At 72.4% G+C, this 16,229-nt stretch carries 14 protein-coding genes and 1 pseudogene; 9 read left to right on the top strand and 6 right to left on the bottom strand.

Features of this window, described 5'->3' with window-relative positions:
* Positions 1–70: 70 nt before the first annotated feature.
* On the top strand, positions 71–3,286 hold the full coding sequence (locus MUY14_RS14270; protein ID WP_247023476.1) for a TIM-barrel domain-containing protein: 3,216 nt from the start codon (positions 71–73) through the stop codon (positions 3,284–3,286).
* Positions 3,287–3,357: 71 nt separating this feature from the next.
* Here MUY14_RS14270 and MUY14_RS14265 read toward each other — a convergent pair whose 3' ends face one another.
* Complete coding sequence (locus MUY14_RS14265) at positions 3,358–3,882, bottom strand: DUF305 domain-containing protein (protein WP_247023475.1); 525 nt, start codon at positions 3,880–3,882, stop codon at positions 3,358–3,360.
* Between the two features lie 11 nt (positions 3,883–3,893).
* Positions 3,894–4,826 (bottom strand): DUF1996 domain-containing protein, encoded by a 933-nt coding sequence (locus MUY14_RS14260; protein ID WP_247023473.1) that lies wholly within the window; start codon positions 4,824–4,826, stop codon positions 3,894–3,896.
* A 226-nt stretch (positions 4,827–5,052) separates the two neighbouring features.
* Between MUY14_RS14260 and MUY14_RS14255 the strand changes: the two genes are divergently transcribed.
* Positions 5,053–7,179 (top strand): discoidin domain-containing protein, encoded by a 2,127-nt coding sequence (locus MUY14_RS14255; RefSeq protein WP_247023472.1) that lies wholly within the window; start codon positions 5,053–5,055, stop codon positions 7,177–7,179.
* Positions 7,180–7,221: 42 nt separating this feature from the next.
* On the opposite strand, the gene MUY14_RS14250 is transcribed toward MUY14_RS14255, so the two are convergent.
* A complete protein-coding gene (locus MUY14_RS14250) occupies positions 7,222–7,572 on the bottom strand; it encodes a VOC family protein (protein WP_247023471.1) in 351 nt (116 codons plus the stop codon).
* A 110-nt stretch (positions 7,573–7,682) separates the two neighbouring features.
* On the opposite strand from MUY14_RS14250, the gene MUY14_RS14245 reads away from it, so the two are divergent.
* The 4 genes from MUY14_RS14245 (at position 7,683) to MUY14_RS14230 (ending at position 10,986) form a co-directional block, all read left to right on the top strand.
* Complete coding sequence (locus MUY14_RS14245; RefSeq protein WP_247023470.1) at positions 7,683–8,474, top strand: AraC family transcriptional regulator; 792 nt, start codon at positions 7,683–7,685, stop codon at positions 8,472–8,474.
* A gap of 378 nt (positions 8,475–8,852) precedes the next feature.
* Entirely contained in the window at positions 8,853–9,287 is a 435-nt protein-coding gene (locus tag MUY14_RS14240) for a helix-turn-helix domain-containing protein (protein WP_247023469.1), read from the top strand.
* 19 nt (positions 9,288–9,306) lie between these two features.
* Entirely contained in the window at positions 9,307–9,897 is a 591-nt protein-coding gene (locus MUY14_RS14235; protein ID WP_247023468.1) for a hypothetical protein, read from the top strand.
* Positions 9,898–9,906: 9 nt separating this feature from the next.
* Complete coding sequence (locus MUY14_RS14230) at positions 9,907–10,986, top strand: hypothetical protein (RefSeq protein ID WP_247023467.1); 1,080 nt, start codon at positions 9,907–9,909, stop codon at positions 10,984–10,986.
* Positions 10,987–10,990: 4 nt separating this feature from the next.
* Here MUY14_RS14230 and MUY14_RS14225 read toward each other — a convergent pair whose 3' ends face one another.
* Both MUY14_RS14225 and MUY14_RS14220 read right to left on the bottom strand, forming a co-directional pair.
* A complete protein-coding gene (locus tag MUY14_RS14225) occupies positions 10,991–11,503 on the bottom strand; it encodes a 2'-5' RNA ligase family protein (RefSeq protein ID WP_247023466.1) in 513 nt (170 codons plus the stop codon).
* 16 nt (positions 11,504–11,519) lie between these two features.
* Positions 11,520–11,939, bottom strand: a complete 420-nt coding sequence (locus MUY14_RS14220) for a hypothetical protein (RefSeq protein WP_247023465.1) — start codon at positions 11,937–11,939, stop codon at positions 11,520–11,522.
* Positions 11,940–12,093: 154 nt separating this feature from the next.
* Between MUY14_RS14220 and dinB the strand changes: the two genes are divergently transcribed.
* Entirely contained in the window at positions 12,094–13,284 is a 1,191-nt protein-coding gene (gene dinB / locus MUY14_RS14215; RefSeq protein WP_247023464.1) for a DNA polymerase IV, read from the top strand.
* A gap of 288 nt (positions 13,285–13,572) precedes the next feature.
* On the opposite strand, the pseudogene MUY14_RS47285 reads toward dinB, so the two are convergent.
* Positions 13,573–14,031: pseudogene (locus MUY14_RS47285) on the bottom strand (class I SAM-dependent methyltransferase); the annotation flags it as partial.
* Between the two features lie 95 nt (positions 14,032–14,126).
* Between MUY14_RS47285 and MUY14_RS14205 the strand changes: the two are divergent.
* Positions 14,127–14,540 carry an Lsr2 family protein gene (locus MUY14_RS14205; RefSeq protein ID WP_247023462.1) on the top strand — a complete coding sequence of 138 codons (414 nt, stop codon included), beginning with the start codon at positions 14,127–14,129 and terminating at the stop codon, positions 14,538–14,540.
* A gap of 377 nt (positions 14,541–14,917) precedes the next feature.
* Positions 14,918–16,228, top strand: a complete 1,311-nt coding sequence (locus tag MUY14_RS14200; protein WP_247023461.1) for an OFA family MFS transporter — start codon at positions 14,918–14,920, stop codon at positions 16,226–16,228.
* The last annotated feature ends 1 nt before the right edge of the window (position 16,229 follow it).

The raw sequence follows: 16,229 nt of genomic DNA, 5'->3' as shown, positions 1-16,229 counted from the left end.
TGTGGTCGGATCTGAACGCTTTTCCAACGTTGTAAAACGCCGAGTCCCCTTACCGGAACGGAGTTCCGCCGTGCGGACGAGAACAGCGAGAGCCCTCCGGCTGACGTGCGTGGTCGCCGTCGCCGCGGCTACGGTGACCGTCGCGACCCCCGCCACCGCCGCGCCCCGGCGCCAGACCGTCACCGCCGGGAACGCGCGCTTCCAGGTGCTGTCCCCGACGGTGATCCGGACGGAGTACGCCGGCGACGGCCGCTTCACCGACGCCGCCACCTTCAACGCCGTCGGCCGCGGCTCGTTCACGCCGACGCCCTACACCTCCACGGTTTCCGGCGGCGTGCTCACGATCCGGACGAGCGCGACGACCCTGACCTACCGGCTGGACTCCGGCCCGTTCGACGGCGGCAACCTCGAAGTGCGCACCACCGCCGGCGCGACCCCGGTGCTCGCCGCGCCCTGGCGCCACCTGACCTGCCGGACCGGCGCGCTGTGCGAGGCCGAAGACCTGACCGCCGACGGGCTCGGCATCGCCACCGACCACCGCGGCTACACGGGCGAAGGCTTCCTCGCGGGCTTCGAAAGCGCCGGCACCTCGGCCACCGCGGACGTCGAAGCCACGGCCGCCGGCACGTACTCGCTGGCCGTCCGCTTCGCCAACGGCCAGGGCGGGGACGGCCAGCACGTCACCCGCACCCTGAGCGTCTCGGTCGACGCGGGTGCGCCGCAGAAGCTCACCCTGCCGGCGACCACCGACTGGGACACCTGGGCGGTCGCGTCCGTCCCGGTCACCCTCGGCGCCGGCCACCACAGCGTCCGCCTGCAGCGGACCGCGGCGGACTCCGGCAACGTCAACGTCGACGCCCTCGCGGCGCTCCCCGCCGGTGCGGCCTTCCCGCCCGCGTCGGCCCGCGCCTACACCGGCTGCCCGGCCGGCGTGAGCTGCGAGGCGGAAGCCGGGCTGCGGACCGGCTCGGCCGTAGTCGCGACCGATCACCCGGGCTACGCCGGGCGCGGCTTCGTCGCCGAGCTCAACCGGGGTTCGGCAGTGACGCAGCGGATCACCGACGTCGCCACTGCCGGCACGTACCAGCTGAGCGTCCGGTACGCCAACGGCACCGGCGGCGACGGGCGCCACGAGACGCGGACCGCGACCGTCGCCGCGAACGGCGTGACGCGCACGCTGTCCCTGCCGGTGACCGACGACTGGAACGCGTGGAAGACCGCGTCCGTCCCGGTCGACCTGCGGGTCGGCGCGAACGACGTCGTCCTCGGCTGTCCCGACGACACCAGCTGCCACGTCAACGTCGACACCGTCGCGGTCACGGCGACGGGCGCGGCGGCCCCGCAGCCGCACCTCGCGCTCGGCGGGTACCGGCGCGGCCTCGACGGCGTCAACGGCGACAACGGCACCCCGTCGCTCACCGAGGGGCTCCTGCACCAGGACGGCTGGTATCTGCTCGACGACAGCCCCTCGGCGCTGTACGACACCGCGACCCGCAAGGTCACGCAGCGGCCGTCGCACGGCGGGAGCCCGTACCAGGACGGCTACGTCTTCGCCTTCGGGCACGACTACAAGGCCGGGCTGCGCGACCTCGCGACCCTGACCGGGCCGCCCGAGCTGCTGCCGCGCTGGGCGTACGGCGTCTGGTACTCGGAGTACATCGACCGCACCGCGGCCGACTACCGCGACACGATCCTGCCGCGCTTCCGCAGCGAGGGCGTGCCGCTCGACGTGCTCGTCACCGACACCGACTTCAAGGCACCCGACACCTGGAACGGCTGGCAGTTCGACACGAACAAGTTCCCGGACCCGGCCGGCTTCTTCGCGTGGTCCAAGGCGCAGGGGCTGCACAACACCCTGAACACCCACCCGAGCATCATGGGCTCGGACCCGCAGTTCGCCCGCGCGCAGGCGACGGCGAAGGGCAAGCTGGTGAAGTCCGGCTGCGGCACCGACTGCTACGTCTTCGACTGGGGCGACCCGGACCAGCTGAAGGCCTACCTCGACCTGCACGCCGGGATGATGCAGCAGGGCAACGACTTCTGGTGGCTGGACTGGTGCTGCGACGGGTCGAAGTCGAGCCTGCCCGGCGTCACCCCGGACGCGTGGATCAACCAGCAGTACGCCGACCTGGCCGCCCCGGCGACCGGCCGCGGCTTCGTCACCTCGCGGGCCTACGGTTCGCTGCAGGCCGGCGGCTACGGCGGCCCGATCGGGCTGTCGACGGGACCGTGGGCGGACAAGCGCAGCACGCTCCACTTCACCGGTGACACGTCCTCGACGTGGGGCACGCTGCGGATGGAGGTCGGGATCACCCCGGCCGAGTCGGCGGCGACGGGGATGTCGGCGATCAGCCACGACATCGGCGGCCACAACGACACGACGGGCCTGCGCGGCAGCGAGACCTACACCTCGGGCGGCCAGCAGCGCCAGACGGCCAAGCTGCCCGACGACATGTACGCCCGGTGGGTGCAGCTCGGCACGTTCCAGCCGATCGACCGCCTGCACAGCAACCACAGCGACCGGCTCCCGTGGCAGTACGGCGACGCGGCGAAGGCGTCGGCGACGAAGTTCCTGAACCTGCGGGAAAACCTGGTGCCCTACACCTACACGCTGGCCCAGGAAGCCGCGACGACGGGCGTGCCCGTGGTGCGCCCGACGTACCTGGAGTACCCGGACGAGCCGGCCGCGTACGCGGCGGCGTCGAGCGAGTACTTCTACGGGCCGGACCTGCTGGTGGCGCCGGTGACCACGCCGGGGACGTCCGCGACGACGTCGGTCTGGTTCCCGCCGGGGCAGTGGACGGACTACTTCAGCGGCAAGACGTACGCGGGCGGCACGACGCAGCAGGTCACGTCGGACCTCGGCACGATGCCGGTGTTCCAGCGCGGCGGCGGCATCACCGCGACCCGGACGGCGGACGTGCCCAACGACGTCCAGAGCCCGCTGAACCGGGTGACGGTGACGGTCGCGCCGGGCGGGGCCGGGTCGTTCTCCCTGTACGAGGACAACGGCACGTCGTCGGCGCAGAGCTCGACGACGAAGATCACCTACGTCGAGCGGGGCGGCTCCCGCTCGGTGACGGTGGCGCCGCCGCAGGGCCGGTACCGCGTGGCGGACCGGGAGTGGACGGTCAAGTTCCTCGGCGTGTCCGCGGCCCCGAGCCGGGTGAAGGTCGGTGGCGGGTGGGCCCCGTCGTCGACGTGGAGCTGGGACGCGGCCACTCACACGTTGACGGTGAAGGCCCCGGCCCGGCCCGGGCGGGCGCCGGTCACCGTGACGTACTGAGCCTCCGGCGGGCGGCCGGAAATGCCGTGAAGGCCACCTCGAAGGTTCCTTCGAGGTGGCCTTCACGGATTTCAAGCGGTCTTCGGGAGCACCTCGTTCTGGCGGGCGCCTTCGGTGCCCAGCTCGCCGGCCAGTTCGCGGGTCTCCGGGTCGGCCCCGGACGTCTGCTCGCCGCGGGCGAGCACGACGACCTGCGCCGCGTTCGCCCGCAGCAGCGCGATCAGGCGCCGGTCGAACTCGGGGGCGGTGTCGGTGCGCAACGCCGCCAGATCGGCCGGCGTGACCATGCCCGGCATCCGGTGTCCACTGTGGACATCAGCGGCCGGGAGCCCGGCCCGGTCGCGCACCGACTCCAACCGCGTCAGCAGGCGTTGCGAAGGCGCCACCACCGCGTTCGCCGCTTCTCGCACCGCCGCGCTCCCGGCCCGCTCCGGGGCGAGCCGGGCCGCGGCGAGTGCGTTCGACGTCATCGGCACCACGAGCTGCAGCCAGGCCACGTCCGTGGGGTTGAAGGCGGCGGTGGCCGGCCCGGGAGCGGGGGTGGGGCCGGTGGTGGCGCACCCGCCCACGGACAGCGCCACCACCGCCGCCCCCAAGGCCAGCCTTCTCACGGGCGGCCGGGCAACCGGTAGTTCGGCCCGAGCACGGTGCCGCGGTCGGGTTTGTAGAGGTCGAACCCGCGCGGGTCGCACTGCAGGCCGCCGTTGATGCAGTGGGTCACCAGCGCGGCCAGGGTTTGCGGGTCCCAGGCGTTGAAGAAGTCGTAGTGCCACGAGTACCCGCGTCCGCTGGCCAGGTGCACCCCCGACATGTCGCCGCTGACCGGGAACGCCATCTTGAACTCGAGCATCGGCACCGCCACCGGGTGGTCGGCGGGGCACGTCAGCGTCGCCCGGTCCGGGTACGCCATGTGCCCCTTGTGGTCGGCCGAATCCAGGTGGACGCCGTCCCAGCAGCTCGGTGCCTGGTAGCGGATGTTGAGCTGGCTGCCGGCGACGCAGTTCACCGGGATGTCCCAGTTGTGGAAGCTGTCCCCGCACTCCCAGCCTTCGATCGCGCCGGGGGCGTGCTGGAACTCGTCCTGCGTCGCGGTGACGCTGCCGGCGACGTACCGCAGCCCGGGCGGGAACGGCACCACCTTCGTGTAGTCGAGGATGCCCGACTTGTAGTAGACGACCTGCGCGAAGTTCGGCAGCACCACCTGGTTCCCGTTGAGCACGGTCGGGAACCAGTACGCGGACAGGTCGTCCGGGGCCAGGCAGGTCGTGTTGCCGACGCCCGCGGCCTGCAGCGACTGCAGGGTCGTGGCCGCGTTCGTCGTCTTGTTGCCGATGAACGTGTGGTCGTGCGAGGCGCCGGGCAGCCCGGGGAAGACGATCGGGTCGTCCGGCTGGTGGTGGCTGGGGGAGCAGTTGACCTGGAACTCGTGGTGGGTCACCAGGTCGTCGGCTCCGGCGGGCGACCAGGTGGCCGCGGTCAGGAAGGCGCCTGCCAGCACGGTGGCGGCGGTGCAGGCGAGGAGCGCGGCTTTCGTTGCCAAGGGTCCTCCACGGTGAGGTGCCAAGGATGGGAGAGCGCTCTCCAAGAGCATGCGCACCGGGGTGCCGCCGTGTCAAGGAGCACCCGGATACCGCGGCGGGAAGGCATTGTCCGGTTCGGGACGAGATCCTTGACAACGCGGGGCGCGGTGACGAACCATCGGTCGCGCTGGAGAGCGCTCTCCAACCTCCGTCCCTCGTCCTCGCTGTAGTCGTACGGGAGTCATCGTGGACCGACCGTCGCTCCTCCGTGCCGTCCCGGCGCTGGTGGCCCTGCTGGTGCTGGGGTTGCTCGCCGGCCCGTCCCCGGCGCACGCCGCCACCGTCCTTTCCCAAGGCAGACCGGTGACCGCGTCCAGCACCGAAGGCGCGGGCACCCCGGCGTCGGCGGCCGTCGACGGCGACCCTGGCACGCGCTGGGCGAGCGCCTGGAGCGACCCGCAGTGGCTGCAGGTCGACCTCGGCGCGTCCGCCGACATCAGCCAGGTCACCCTGAACTGGGAGGCCGCCTACGCGACTGCATACGAAATCCGGATTTCCGACAACGCCGCGAATTGGCAGACTGTATACAGTACGACCACGGCGGTCGGCGGTATTCAAAATCTCGCGGTCACCGGGCACGGCCGGTACGTCCGCCTCTACGGCACGCACCGCGTCGGCGGCTACGGCTATTCGCTGTGGGAGTTCCAGGTCAGCGGCACCCCGGGAGCGCAGAGCGGTCCAGGCGTCACGCGGGTGACCGGCGCGCAGGGGAACTGGCAGCTGACAGTCGACGGTATCCCGTGGACCGTGAAGGGACTGACCTGGGGACCGCCGGTCGGCGAAGCGGCGACGCGGATGCCGGAACTGCACGCGATCGGCGTCAACACCGTCCGGACCTGGGGCACCGACGGCACTTCGCAGCCGTTGCTCGACGCCGCCGCGGCCAACGGCATCAAGGTGGTCAGCGGCTTCTGGCTGCAACCGGGCGGCGGCCCGGGCAGCGGCGGGTGCGTCGACTACACCACCGACACGAACTACAAGAACACGATGCTCGCCGAAATCCAGAAGTGGGTCACCGCCTACAAAGCACACCCGGGCGTGCTGATGTGGAACGTCGGCAACGAGTCGATCCTCGGGATGCAGAACTGCTACTCCGGCACGCAGCTGGAGCAGAACCGGATCGCCTACACGCGGTTCGTCGACCAGGCGGCGCAGGCCATCCACGCGATCGACGCGAACCACCCGGTCACCTCGACCGACGCCTGGACCGGTGCCTGGCCGTACTACAAGGCGTACGCGCCGAACCTCGACCTGTACTCCGTGAACTCCTACGCCCAGGTGTGCCAGGTCAAGCAGGACTGGCTGGCCGGCGGCTACACGAAGCCCTACATCATCACCGAGACCGGGCCGGCCGGCGAATGGGAGGTGCCGAACGACGCCAACGGCGTCCCCGCCGAGCCGACGGACCAGCAGAAGCGCGACGGTTACGTCAACGCCTGGAACTGCGTGCTGGCCCACCCGGGCGTGGCGCTCGGCGCGACGCTCTTCCACTACGGCACGGAAGGCGACTTCGGCGGCGTCTGGTTCAACATCACCACCGGCAACGAGAAGCGGCTGTCCTGGTACGCCGTGCGCAGGATCTACAGTGGACAGACGGCGGGCAACACGCCGCCGGTGATCTCGTCGATGAACCTGAGCCGCACCACCGACGTCCCCGCGGGCGGCACGTTCACCCTGACCGCCGCGGTGTCCGATCCGGACGGTGACCCGATCACCTACACCATGGGGTACAACAGCAAGTACATCAACAACGCGGCCGGGCTGATCCCGGCGCAGTTCACCGGGAACGGAACGTTCACCGTCACCGCACCGCAGCAGCTGGGCGTCTGGAAGATCTACCTCTACGCCCGGGACGGCCACGGCAACGTCGGCATCGAGACGCGTTCGCTGCGCGTGGTCGCGCCGCCGGTGCCGGGCACGAACCTGGCCCGCGGCGCCGCGACCACGGCCTCGACGTACCAGGCTGACGGCCCGGGCGCGCCGTACCCGCCGCAGGCCGCGACCGACGGGAACACCGCGACCCGCTGGGCGAGTGCCTGGGCCGACCCGCAGTGGCTGCAGGTCGACCTCGGCCGCAGCCAGGCGTTCGACCACGTGCAGCTGGTCTGGGAGTCGGCGTTCGGGAAGGCCTACGAAATCCAGGTCAGCGACGACGCCGCGAACTGGCGCAGCGTGTACGGGACGACGTCCGGGGACGGCGGCGCCGACGACATCGCGGTCTCGGCCACCGCGCGGTACGTCCGGGTGAACGCCACCCAGCGCGGCACCGCGTACGGCTATTCGCTCTACGAGTTCGGCGTCTACCGCTCCTGACCGAGCCGGGGTGGCCCCTCGGGTGTGGGGCCACCCCGTGCGTCAGGCCGGGATCAGGCAGAAGAGGTGCCCTTCGGGATCGGCGAGCACCACCCAGTCGGTGCCCCCGGGCTGGAAGTCCGGTTGGGTGGCACCGAGCCCTTCGAATTCGGCGACGGCGGCGTCGAGGTCGCCGACGGTGAGGTCGAAGTGCGCGTGCTTGGCGGCGTCCGGCCAGCCGGGACCGCGGTAGCCCTCGACGCGCTGGAAGCCGAGCCCGACCGGGCCCCTGCCGAGCTGGGCGGAGTCCGCGTCCTGGTGCGTCACTTCCCAGCCGAGCGCCTTGGCGTAGAAGGCGGCGAGCGCGGCGGGGTCGGCGCAGTCGAGGACGATGGTGGTGAGTTCCGCGGGCATGGAGTTGCTCCTTTCTTTCGTCATGCGGCAGCCTGCCCGCGGTCCGGGGGTGCGGTCTTGAAGATCCTTGCGGGCCGGGATCGTCGTACCCCCGGCGTACGGTCCGGTTCGTGCGTGAAGCAGTCGAAGTCGTGGCCCGCCCCGGGTACGCGGTGAGCGTGGTGGAGTGCGCCGACGACCACACCGGGTGGTCGCCGGCCGAAGTGTCGTCGGCGCACCGGATCGTGCTCGTCCGCCGCGGCCGCTTCCGCCGCCGCGCCGGGGGAGTGGTGGCGGACGCCGACCGGACGGTGGCCTACCTCGCGGCTCCCGGCGACGAGGAGTGCTTCGCCCACCCGGCGGGCGGCGACACGTGCACCTCGGTGCGTTTCGGTCCCGGGCTGTGGTCCCACTTGGCGGGCGACCGGCCCGCGGGGCCGACGGTGTTCGTCGACGGCGCGCTGGAGCTGGCCCACCGCCGAGCCGTCGCGTCGGTGGCCGACCCGGACTACGCGCTGGCGGAGGAGTTGCTGGTGCTGGTCGGCCGGGCGATCACCCAGGCTGCTGCCTCGACGCCGGCGGGTCCGGTGCGCGCGGACGACCGCGAGCTGGTCGCGCGGGCCCGGGAAGCGATCGGGGCCGACGAGCCGGCGGCGCGCGGGCTGTTCACGCTGGCCGAGGCGCTGGGGGTGTCGCCGTACCGGTTGAGCCGCGCGTTCCCGCGCGAGCTGGGCGTCTCGGTGACGAGGTACCGCAACCGCGTCCGGGTCGGCCGCGCACTCGACCGGCTGGAGGCGGGGGAGCGGGAGCTGGCGGCCCTGGCGGCGGATCTGGGGTTCTCCGACCAGGCCCACCTGACGCGCACGGTCCGCGAGCACGCCGGAACGACGCCGGGGGTGATGCGCCGGCTGCTGGCGAACTGACGGAGGCGACGAAGCCCGGTGGTACACGCGCACTAGGACGGAAGTGCTCGGCGGCGCGGGGGAACGGTCCACGCGGGCCGGCCCTCGAGTCCCACCACGCCCGCACGACCCGCCAGCGCGCGCAAAACCACCAGGGCCGAAACCCGCTAACCCCCGACTCCCGTTCGCAAGGATCGCGCGGCGGGCACGGAGTCAGCCGCGTGGCCACCCCCAGCGGCCACGTGAGTCACCCCGCGGCCGCTGCGCCACCCCGGGTTCCGTGTCATGTTTCCGAAACACCGAACGGGAGTATCGTAGTCTTTCCGGGACGGGCTGTGTCAAGTTTTCGGGACAGCTACGCTGACGGTTGTCACGTTTCTTGGCTGAGGGTGGTGTGTGGTGAGCGAAGGGCGCAGTTTCGCCGAACGGCTGGCGCACTTGATCGCGACCGTGCACCCGCCGGACCGCAAGCCGTACTCCTACCGGGAGATCGCGACCGGCGTCGCCGACCGGACCGGGGTCTCGATGTCCGCGACGCACGTGCAGCAGCTGGCCGTCGGCGCGCGCAAGGACCCCAAGCGCTCGCACATCCAGGCGCTCGCGCAGTTCTTCGGCGTGCCCGTCACCTACTTCTTCGACGACGAGGTCGCGGGCCGGATCGACAGCCAGGTCGAGGACGTCGTGGCGTGGCGGGACACCGAGGCGCGCACCCTGGCGCAGCGGGCGATGCGGCTCTCCCCGCGCGACCGCGAAACCGTCACCGCGCTGCTCGACCAGCTCGGCAGCTACGACGAGACCCGGCGCCGCGAAGGCCGGCGCCGGAAGCCCGAGTGAGCCGCGCCGGTCGGCTACGATGACCTCGTCCGTGATCGCGCCCCGGTGCAGCCGGCTGGCGCCCGATGAGCGGGGAGGACCCATCGACGAGCGCGGTCTGCCGGACCTCCGTGACCAGGCGCGGGAGCGCGTCCGGGCGGTGCTCGCCGCCGTCCCGCTGCCGCGGCCGTGGTCGATGAACGGCTGGGTGGACCGCCTCGAGGCCTGGCGTGGGCGCGAAATCGACCTCGTCCCGATCGCCTACCGGCCCGGGCAGCCCTCCGGGGCCTGGCAGGCGCGCCCGGACTACGACCTGATCGCCTACACCGAGCACACGTCGGCGCTGCACCAGGACCACATCATCGCCCACGAGCTCGCCCACATGCTCTGCGCGCACACCGGCACCTGCCTGATGGCCGAGTCCGACGCCGCCCAGCTCGCCCCGGACCTCGCGCCCGCGGCGTTGTCGCACCTGCTCACGCGCGTCACGAGCGGCACCGAGGAATACGAGGCCGAACTGATCGCCGTCCTGCTGATGAGCGCCGCGACCAGTGAGCCGCCCGCCGTTCAGCCGGGAGCGTCCGGCCGGGCGGCCGACCAGGCTAGGCGGCTGGCGGCGCTCCTGGGATAGTCGCGTCCCGTGATCGACATTCTGTTCCTCGGGGTCGGGGCCTTCGCGCTCGTCGTCGGCATCTGGCGGGCCGTGCGCGCCCGGCGCACCGGTGCGGGCGCCGGCCTGGCCGTCTCGCTCATCGCGCTGGGCGCCGCGTTCTGCTTCCTCTCGAACCGCGCGCAGCAGTTCGAGAGCGAGCTCTACCCCAGCCTCGGGCGCCTGCTGTCGAACCTCGCGACGATGGTCGCCGCGTACGGGATCGGGCTGACCGTCGCGGAGATCAGCGGCACCCGCGACCGCGGCCGCCGCACCCGGCTGGTCGCGCTCGGCGTCGCGCTGACGCTGCTGCTCGTCACGTTCTTCAGCACGCAGGGGCTGCCCCGCGGGGTCGGCGTGTTCGACGAGCTCTACCGCACCCACCCGACGCTGGTCGTCTACGTCTTCGCCTACACCGTCTACCTGGGGCTCGCGGTCATCGACATCGGGATCGTGGCGGCCGTGACGATCCGCGCGAGCGGCGGGGCGCTGCGCGCCGGGCTGGTGTTGCTGCTGCTGGCGTCGGCGTTCGCGCTCGCGTACCTGGCCGGGAAGGTCGTCGGGACGATCCACGCGCTGCAGGCCGAGCACCCGGTGAAAGCGTTGTGCCGCGGGCCCTTCTCGACGGTGCCGTGCGCGCTCGACGTCGGGTTCCCGGCCGTCTCGGTGCTGCTGATCGTGCTGGGCCTGACGATCCCGGCGGTCCCGGGCCTGGCGGCGGCCCGCCGCGACGCTCGGACGCTGCGCCTGCTGCGTCCGCTGCGCGCGCACCTGACGCGGCGCTACCCGGAGATCGTCCGCATCGACCCGGGCGGCCCGTCGCGGCGCGAACGCCTGCTGACGGCGATGAGCGAGACCAACGACGGCCTCATCCTGGCCGGCGCGACCCCGGACCTCCCGCCGCCTGCGGTGGCGCGCCTGGTCCGCGACCTCCCGGACGAACCCCGCGAGACCCCGCCACCCACCGCGGCCGGCGAACCGTTCGCCGCCGACGTGGCCCGGCTCCGCGCGATCGCCCGCGCCTACCGGCAGCTGGCGGGCACCCCGGCCGCCGCGCCGAGCCGCCGCTGAGCGCTCAGCCGCCGAAGCGCGCGGACAGCCGCGGTTCCCAGCCCCGGTCGGTGAGCGCGACGAGCTGCAGTTCCGCCGCCTGATCCGTCAGCGGAAGCAGCGGCCGGACCTCGGCGGCCACCCGCTCGAGGACGTCCGCCTCGCCACCCATCGCCACCGTCACGTGGGCGCCCGGGCGGGGACCGAACCGCCCGCCGTACGGCCGGACTTCGGGCCAGCGCGCGCAGACGGCGTCGGTGACCGGCTGGAGCGCGGGCGCCGGGATCGCGGCGAAACCGGGTGCCGTGACGAACTCCGTGAGCGGCACTTCGGTCGGCGAGAACGTCGCGGCGAGCGCGCGGACCGCGTCGAGGACGGCGTCGCTCACTTCGGCAGCCGGCAGGAAGGGGTAGAGCGCCGTCACGTGGGCGGGCAGGCCGGGGCGGACCAGGGCGGGGTCGACGCGGCGGGCCGCTGCCAGCACCGGCTCGGCGGCGGGCAGCAGGATCACCAGTGCGGTGGTTCCGGGTTCGGGCACCCCCGCATCATGGCAGTCAGGCGACGGCGGCCGCCGGGAACCGGCCCGCGCGGGCCAGTGCGAGGCTGCGCATGCACAGCTGGACCAGCTCTTCGTTGGCGCGGCTGCGCGGGACGTGCCCGCAGAGCCCGCAGCGGATGGTCACCTCGCCGGCCAGCTCGTCCACCGCGACCAGCGCCTGGTGGTCGCAGCGGCGGCACCAGCGGTAGCCGATCGCCGGGTTCGTGTGCACCGGCGACGACACGCATTCGTGCAGCCAGCGGCGGTGCGTCCGGCAGGTGACGCGGTCGGTCGGGTCGAGCCCGCCGTCGTCCTCCACGCGGTCTTCGCGCGCCAGAGTCGAAGCCAGCAGCGGCTGCCGCGCGGCGGCGGGCCGGTCTTCGGGGTTGGGCGCGGCCCACGCGTGGTGGTCGCCGCACCGGCACTTCTCGGTCATGGAGCCCCCAGGGTCGGGTCGTTCGATGCTTCGAGTGTGAGCGCGGCCACGGACGCCGGACAACCGGAAAAGCGCTCAGTGTCGACCGGCGGCACGCCACTCGCGACGGACGGGTGAGCGGACTTCGGCGCTCGGTTATGCGAACATATGTTCTATGACCGACGAGGGGCCCATCCTGCACGCCGATCTCGACTCGTTCTACGCGTCGGTCGAGCAGCGCGACGATCCGGCGTTGAAAGGACGCCCGGTGATCGTCGGCGGCGGGGTCGTGCTGGCGGCGAGTTACGAGGCCAAGGCCTACGGCGTCCGCACCGCGATGGGCGGCGCGCAGGCCCGCAGGCTGTGCCCGCAGGCGGTCGTCGTGCCACCGCGGATGTCGGCGTACCTGGCCGCCAGCCGCGCGGTGTTCGAGGTCTTCCACGACACGACGCCGTGGGTGGAGGGCATCTCGATCGACGAAGCGTTCCTCGACGTCAGCGGCCTGGCGAGGATCGGCGGACGGCCGAGCCACATCGCCGAACGGCTGCGCGTCGCGGTCGCCGAGCGGGCCGGGCTGCCGATCACGGTCGGGGTGGCGCGCACGAAGTTCCTGGCCAAGGTCGCCAGCCGGGTGGCGAAACCGGACGGCCTGCTGGTGGTGCCGCACGACGGCGAGCTGGAGTTCCTGCATCCGCTGCCGGTTTCGGCGCTGTGGGGCGTCGGCAAGGTCACGACGGAGAAGCTGCACGCACGCGGGATCCGGACGGTCGGCGAGCTCGCGACGTCCGAGCAGGTGGACCTCGACGGCTTGCTCGGCCGGGGCCCCGGCCGCCACCTGCACGCCCTGGCCCACAACCGCGACCCCCGCCGCGTCGAGGTGGGCGTCCGCCGCCGCTCGATCGGCGCCCAGCGGTCCCTGGGCCGCGCCAGACGGACCCCGGCCGAGCTCGACGTGGTGCTGGTGGCCCTGATCGACCGCATCGCCCGCCGCTTGAGGGCCGCCCACCGCGTCTGCCGGACGGTGACGATCCGCCTGCGCTTCGCCGACTTCGAGCGGGCCACTCGTTCGCACACGCTGACCGAGCCGACGGCCGGCACCGGCGTGCTGCTCACGGCGGCGCGCGAATTGCTCGTCGCCGCGCTGCCGTTGATCGCCGACCGCGGGATCACGCTGCTGGGCGCCGCGTTGTCCAACCTGGCCGACGACGACCCGTTCCAGCTGACCCTGCCCTTCGAGCGCCAGCGAGCGACGGAGCTGGACACGGCACTGGACGCGGTGCGCGACAGGTTCGGCAAGGCGGCGGTGACGCGCGCGGTCCTGCTCGGCCGGCCCGACGACCTCGAAGTACCGATGCTGCCCGACTGAGCGACCCGGTCGTCCGCCGCGGCAGCACACCGCTTCCGCGCAACTGTTTCCGGTCGCGTCGCGCAGTTCCGCGGGAACCAGGTGATCCGCCACGATTTCCGATCCCGGTGCGAAACCGCTTGGATCCGTCAATGTGGCGGCAATCGCCTCGTGCCAGGTCCGTGGTGACGCCGAGCCAGCTCGCGGACACGGGGCGAAACAGGTCCAGTCCACTCTGGACGAGCCGTTCGGCGACCCGGCGGCGGCGAGCAGTTCCCGTTCGACCACCTGTGTCGCCGGGTGGTGGACCTCGAACACCCGGAAACGTCCGGAGACGGCCCGATACGCGAACGAATCGTGACCGGCGCCCAAAATCGGATACTGGTCTATACCGGAATGGGAGAGCTGCTCTTCGGTGAACCGTCGGCGGCGCACCGCCTCGGCGCGGGCACCGCAGAGGACCGGGTGAGTGCCGTGGAGCCGGTGGTACGCCAAGAGTTCCTCCGCGTGCTCGCCGAGCAGAGGAGCGGCGAAGGAGCTCGCGAAGATGTAGGGTTCGGTGTCGTCGAGCAAATGTGCCGCCCGCGCGGCAGCCGCGGTGAAGGCGGTGCGGCTCGCATTACCGGGAAACTCGGGGTTGGTCACGCCGTCACGGTACCGATTTGATTTCGAGCCTATCACGAAATTGATTTTCGGCCAAGGCGCGGCCCATTCCGGCGCCGTTGCGGTCACTCTGGACGCGGGCGACCCGCTCGCCCGGGCGGCCATTGTGGACGCTTGACGGGTGTCGCGCGTGCCGGACGTGATTCGACAGGTTAGGGTCTGTCCGACCGTGTTCTGGAGAAGATGAGGAACGACGAACCATGGCGCAACGGGTGCAGGTCCAGATGGTGGACGACCTCGACGGGAGCGAGGCTTCGCAGACCGTCCCCTTCAGTCTCGACGGCGTGACCTACGAAATCGACCTGTCCGAGGACAACGCCTCCGCGCTGCGGGACGAACTCGCGCGCTACGTCGGCGCCGCGCGTCGCATCGGCGGCCGCAAGGTGCGCCTCGCGACCGGTCAGTCGCTGTCCGGCTCGGGCGGCGGCTCGGGGACCGACCGTGAGCGCAACCGGCAGATCCGCGAGTGGGCGCAGGCCAACGGCTACGAGGTCGCCGAGCGCGGCCGCCTTTCCAGCGAGATCATCGCGGGCTTCGAGGCCGACCAGGCCGCGGCGGCCGAGCCCGTCGACGTCAAGCCGGCGCGCAAGCGAGCCCCGCGCAAGAAGTCTTGAACCGGAGCGGCGAAACTTCCTGACGGGTAACGGGTTCGTCGCGGTGCGTGCGCACCGCCCGGCCCGCCCCAGGGATTCCGGCCCGAGCGCCCCGAAGTGCCGTCGAGTGCGAATGCCGCACCCGACGTCACTTCGGGGCGCTTTTGTGCGTCCGTAGGTGTTCGTTGTGGACGCCGGACGCGGTTCGACGGGTGTCAAAGCTTGTCGACGGTGCCTTCGATGGCCAGACTGGCAGTGCTCCGCGCGGCCGGTACCGCGGCGGAGCACCGGCCCGGTGGCCGCCTCCTCCCTCGATGGCCACCGGGCCGCCTTCTTGCCTCGAACCGCAGCCTACCGCATACTGCATACAATCTGCAGTCTGCGAGGAGGCGGTCGCCATGGCCGAGATCCGCGAGCTCCGAGACGTCTACGGCCGGCGCTACCGCGTCGGGGAGTCCGACCGGGAGCTGCTCGGCAGGCCCCGGACGTGGATCACCTGGCTGGCCGCCGCGGCCATGCTCGCCGCCGGGGTGCAGCAGTACGGCTTCGGCGCGATCGTCCCGGCGCTGGGCCGGGCGCACGGCTGGACGTTCGGCGGGATCGCGCTGTCCTTCGCCGTCTGGGCGATCTGCCAGGCCGGGGTGGCGTTCCCGGCGGCGTGGCTGCGTGACCGCGGGGTGTTCCCCGCGCCGGCCGCGATGGCCGCCGGCGCGGTGCTGTGCGCCGCCGGGCTCGTGACGCTCGGCCACGCGAGCAGCCTGCTCACCGTGTTCCTCGGCTACTCCGTGCTCGGCGGGCTCGGCACCGGTCTGGTGTACGCCACGTGCATCGGCGCGGTGCTCGCGTGGTTCCCGGACCGCACCGGCTCGCGCGCGGGCGTCGTGAGCGGGGCGTTCGCCTTCGGCAGTGTGCCGTTCGTCGTCCTCGCCGCAGCGTTGCCGGAAGCGAGAGCAGTGCTCTTGGACGTGTCCGCCGCTCTCGTGCTCGTCGTGATCGCCGGCTGCGGCGCGGTGCTGCGCTACCCGCCGCGGCACTGGTGGCCCGCCACTCCGGAACCGCGTGCCTGGGCATTGGACCGGGCGCACAACCGGCGGCCGGCCGTCCGGCACTACCGGCCGGCGGAGCTCCTCCGGTGCGCGACGACACGGACGCTGTACCTCGTGGTCGTGCTCGCCGCCGCGGTGCTGTTGTTCGATCTGGCTTACCTGGCGACGTTCGTCGCCGAACGCAGCGGGCCCGGGCTCGCCGGGGCCGCGGTTGCGTTGCTCGCCACGGCGACGGGCAGTGGGCGTGTCCTCGTCGGACGGCTCGCCGACCGGCTCGGCCGCCACCGGATCCTGCGCTTCGCGCTCGTCGCGGGCGGGCTCGCGCAGTTCGTGCTGTTCTCCTCGGGCGAGCACCGGCACGCCGTCGGCCTGCTGCTGGGTGCCGCGCTCGCCGGCCTCGGCAACGGGTGCTGCTACACGCTGCTCGTCGGCCTGGTGCGCGAGTACTTCGGCGAGGAGTCGGTCGCGCAGAACTTCGGGATACTTTACAGCGCGAAGGCGGTCGGCGCGGTGGTCGGGACCGGGCTGGCCGCGCTCGTCGTGGCGTCGCACGGGTTTGCCGGCGCGTTCGCCGTGGCCGGTGTGCTGAGCCTCGCGGCCGGGGTGCTGTCCGGGCGGCTGACCCAGCCGGGCCGCCCCGAGTCGTTGCTGCCGGCGGCCTGAC

Source organism: Amycolatopsis sp. FBCC-B4732, assembly GCF_023008405.1.
GTDB lineage: Bacteria > Actinomycetota > Actinomycetes > Mycobacteriales > Pseudonocardiaceae > Amycolatopsis > Amycolatopsis pretoriensis_A.
This window is presented reverse-complemented; position numbering and strand designations above follow the sequence as displayed.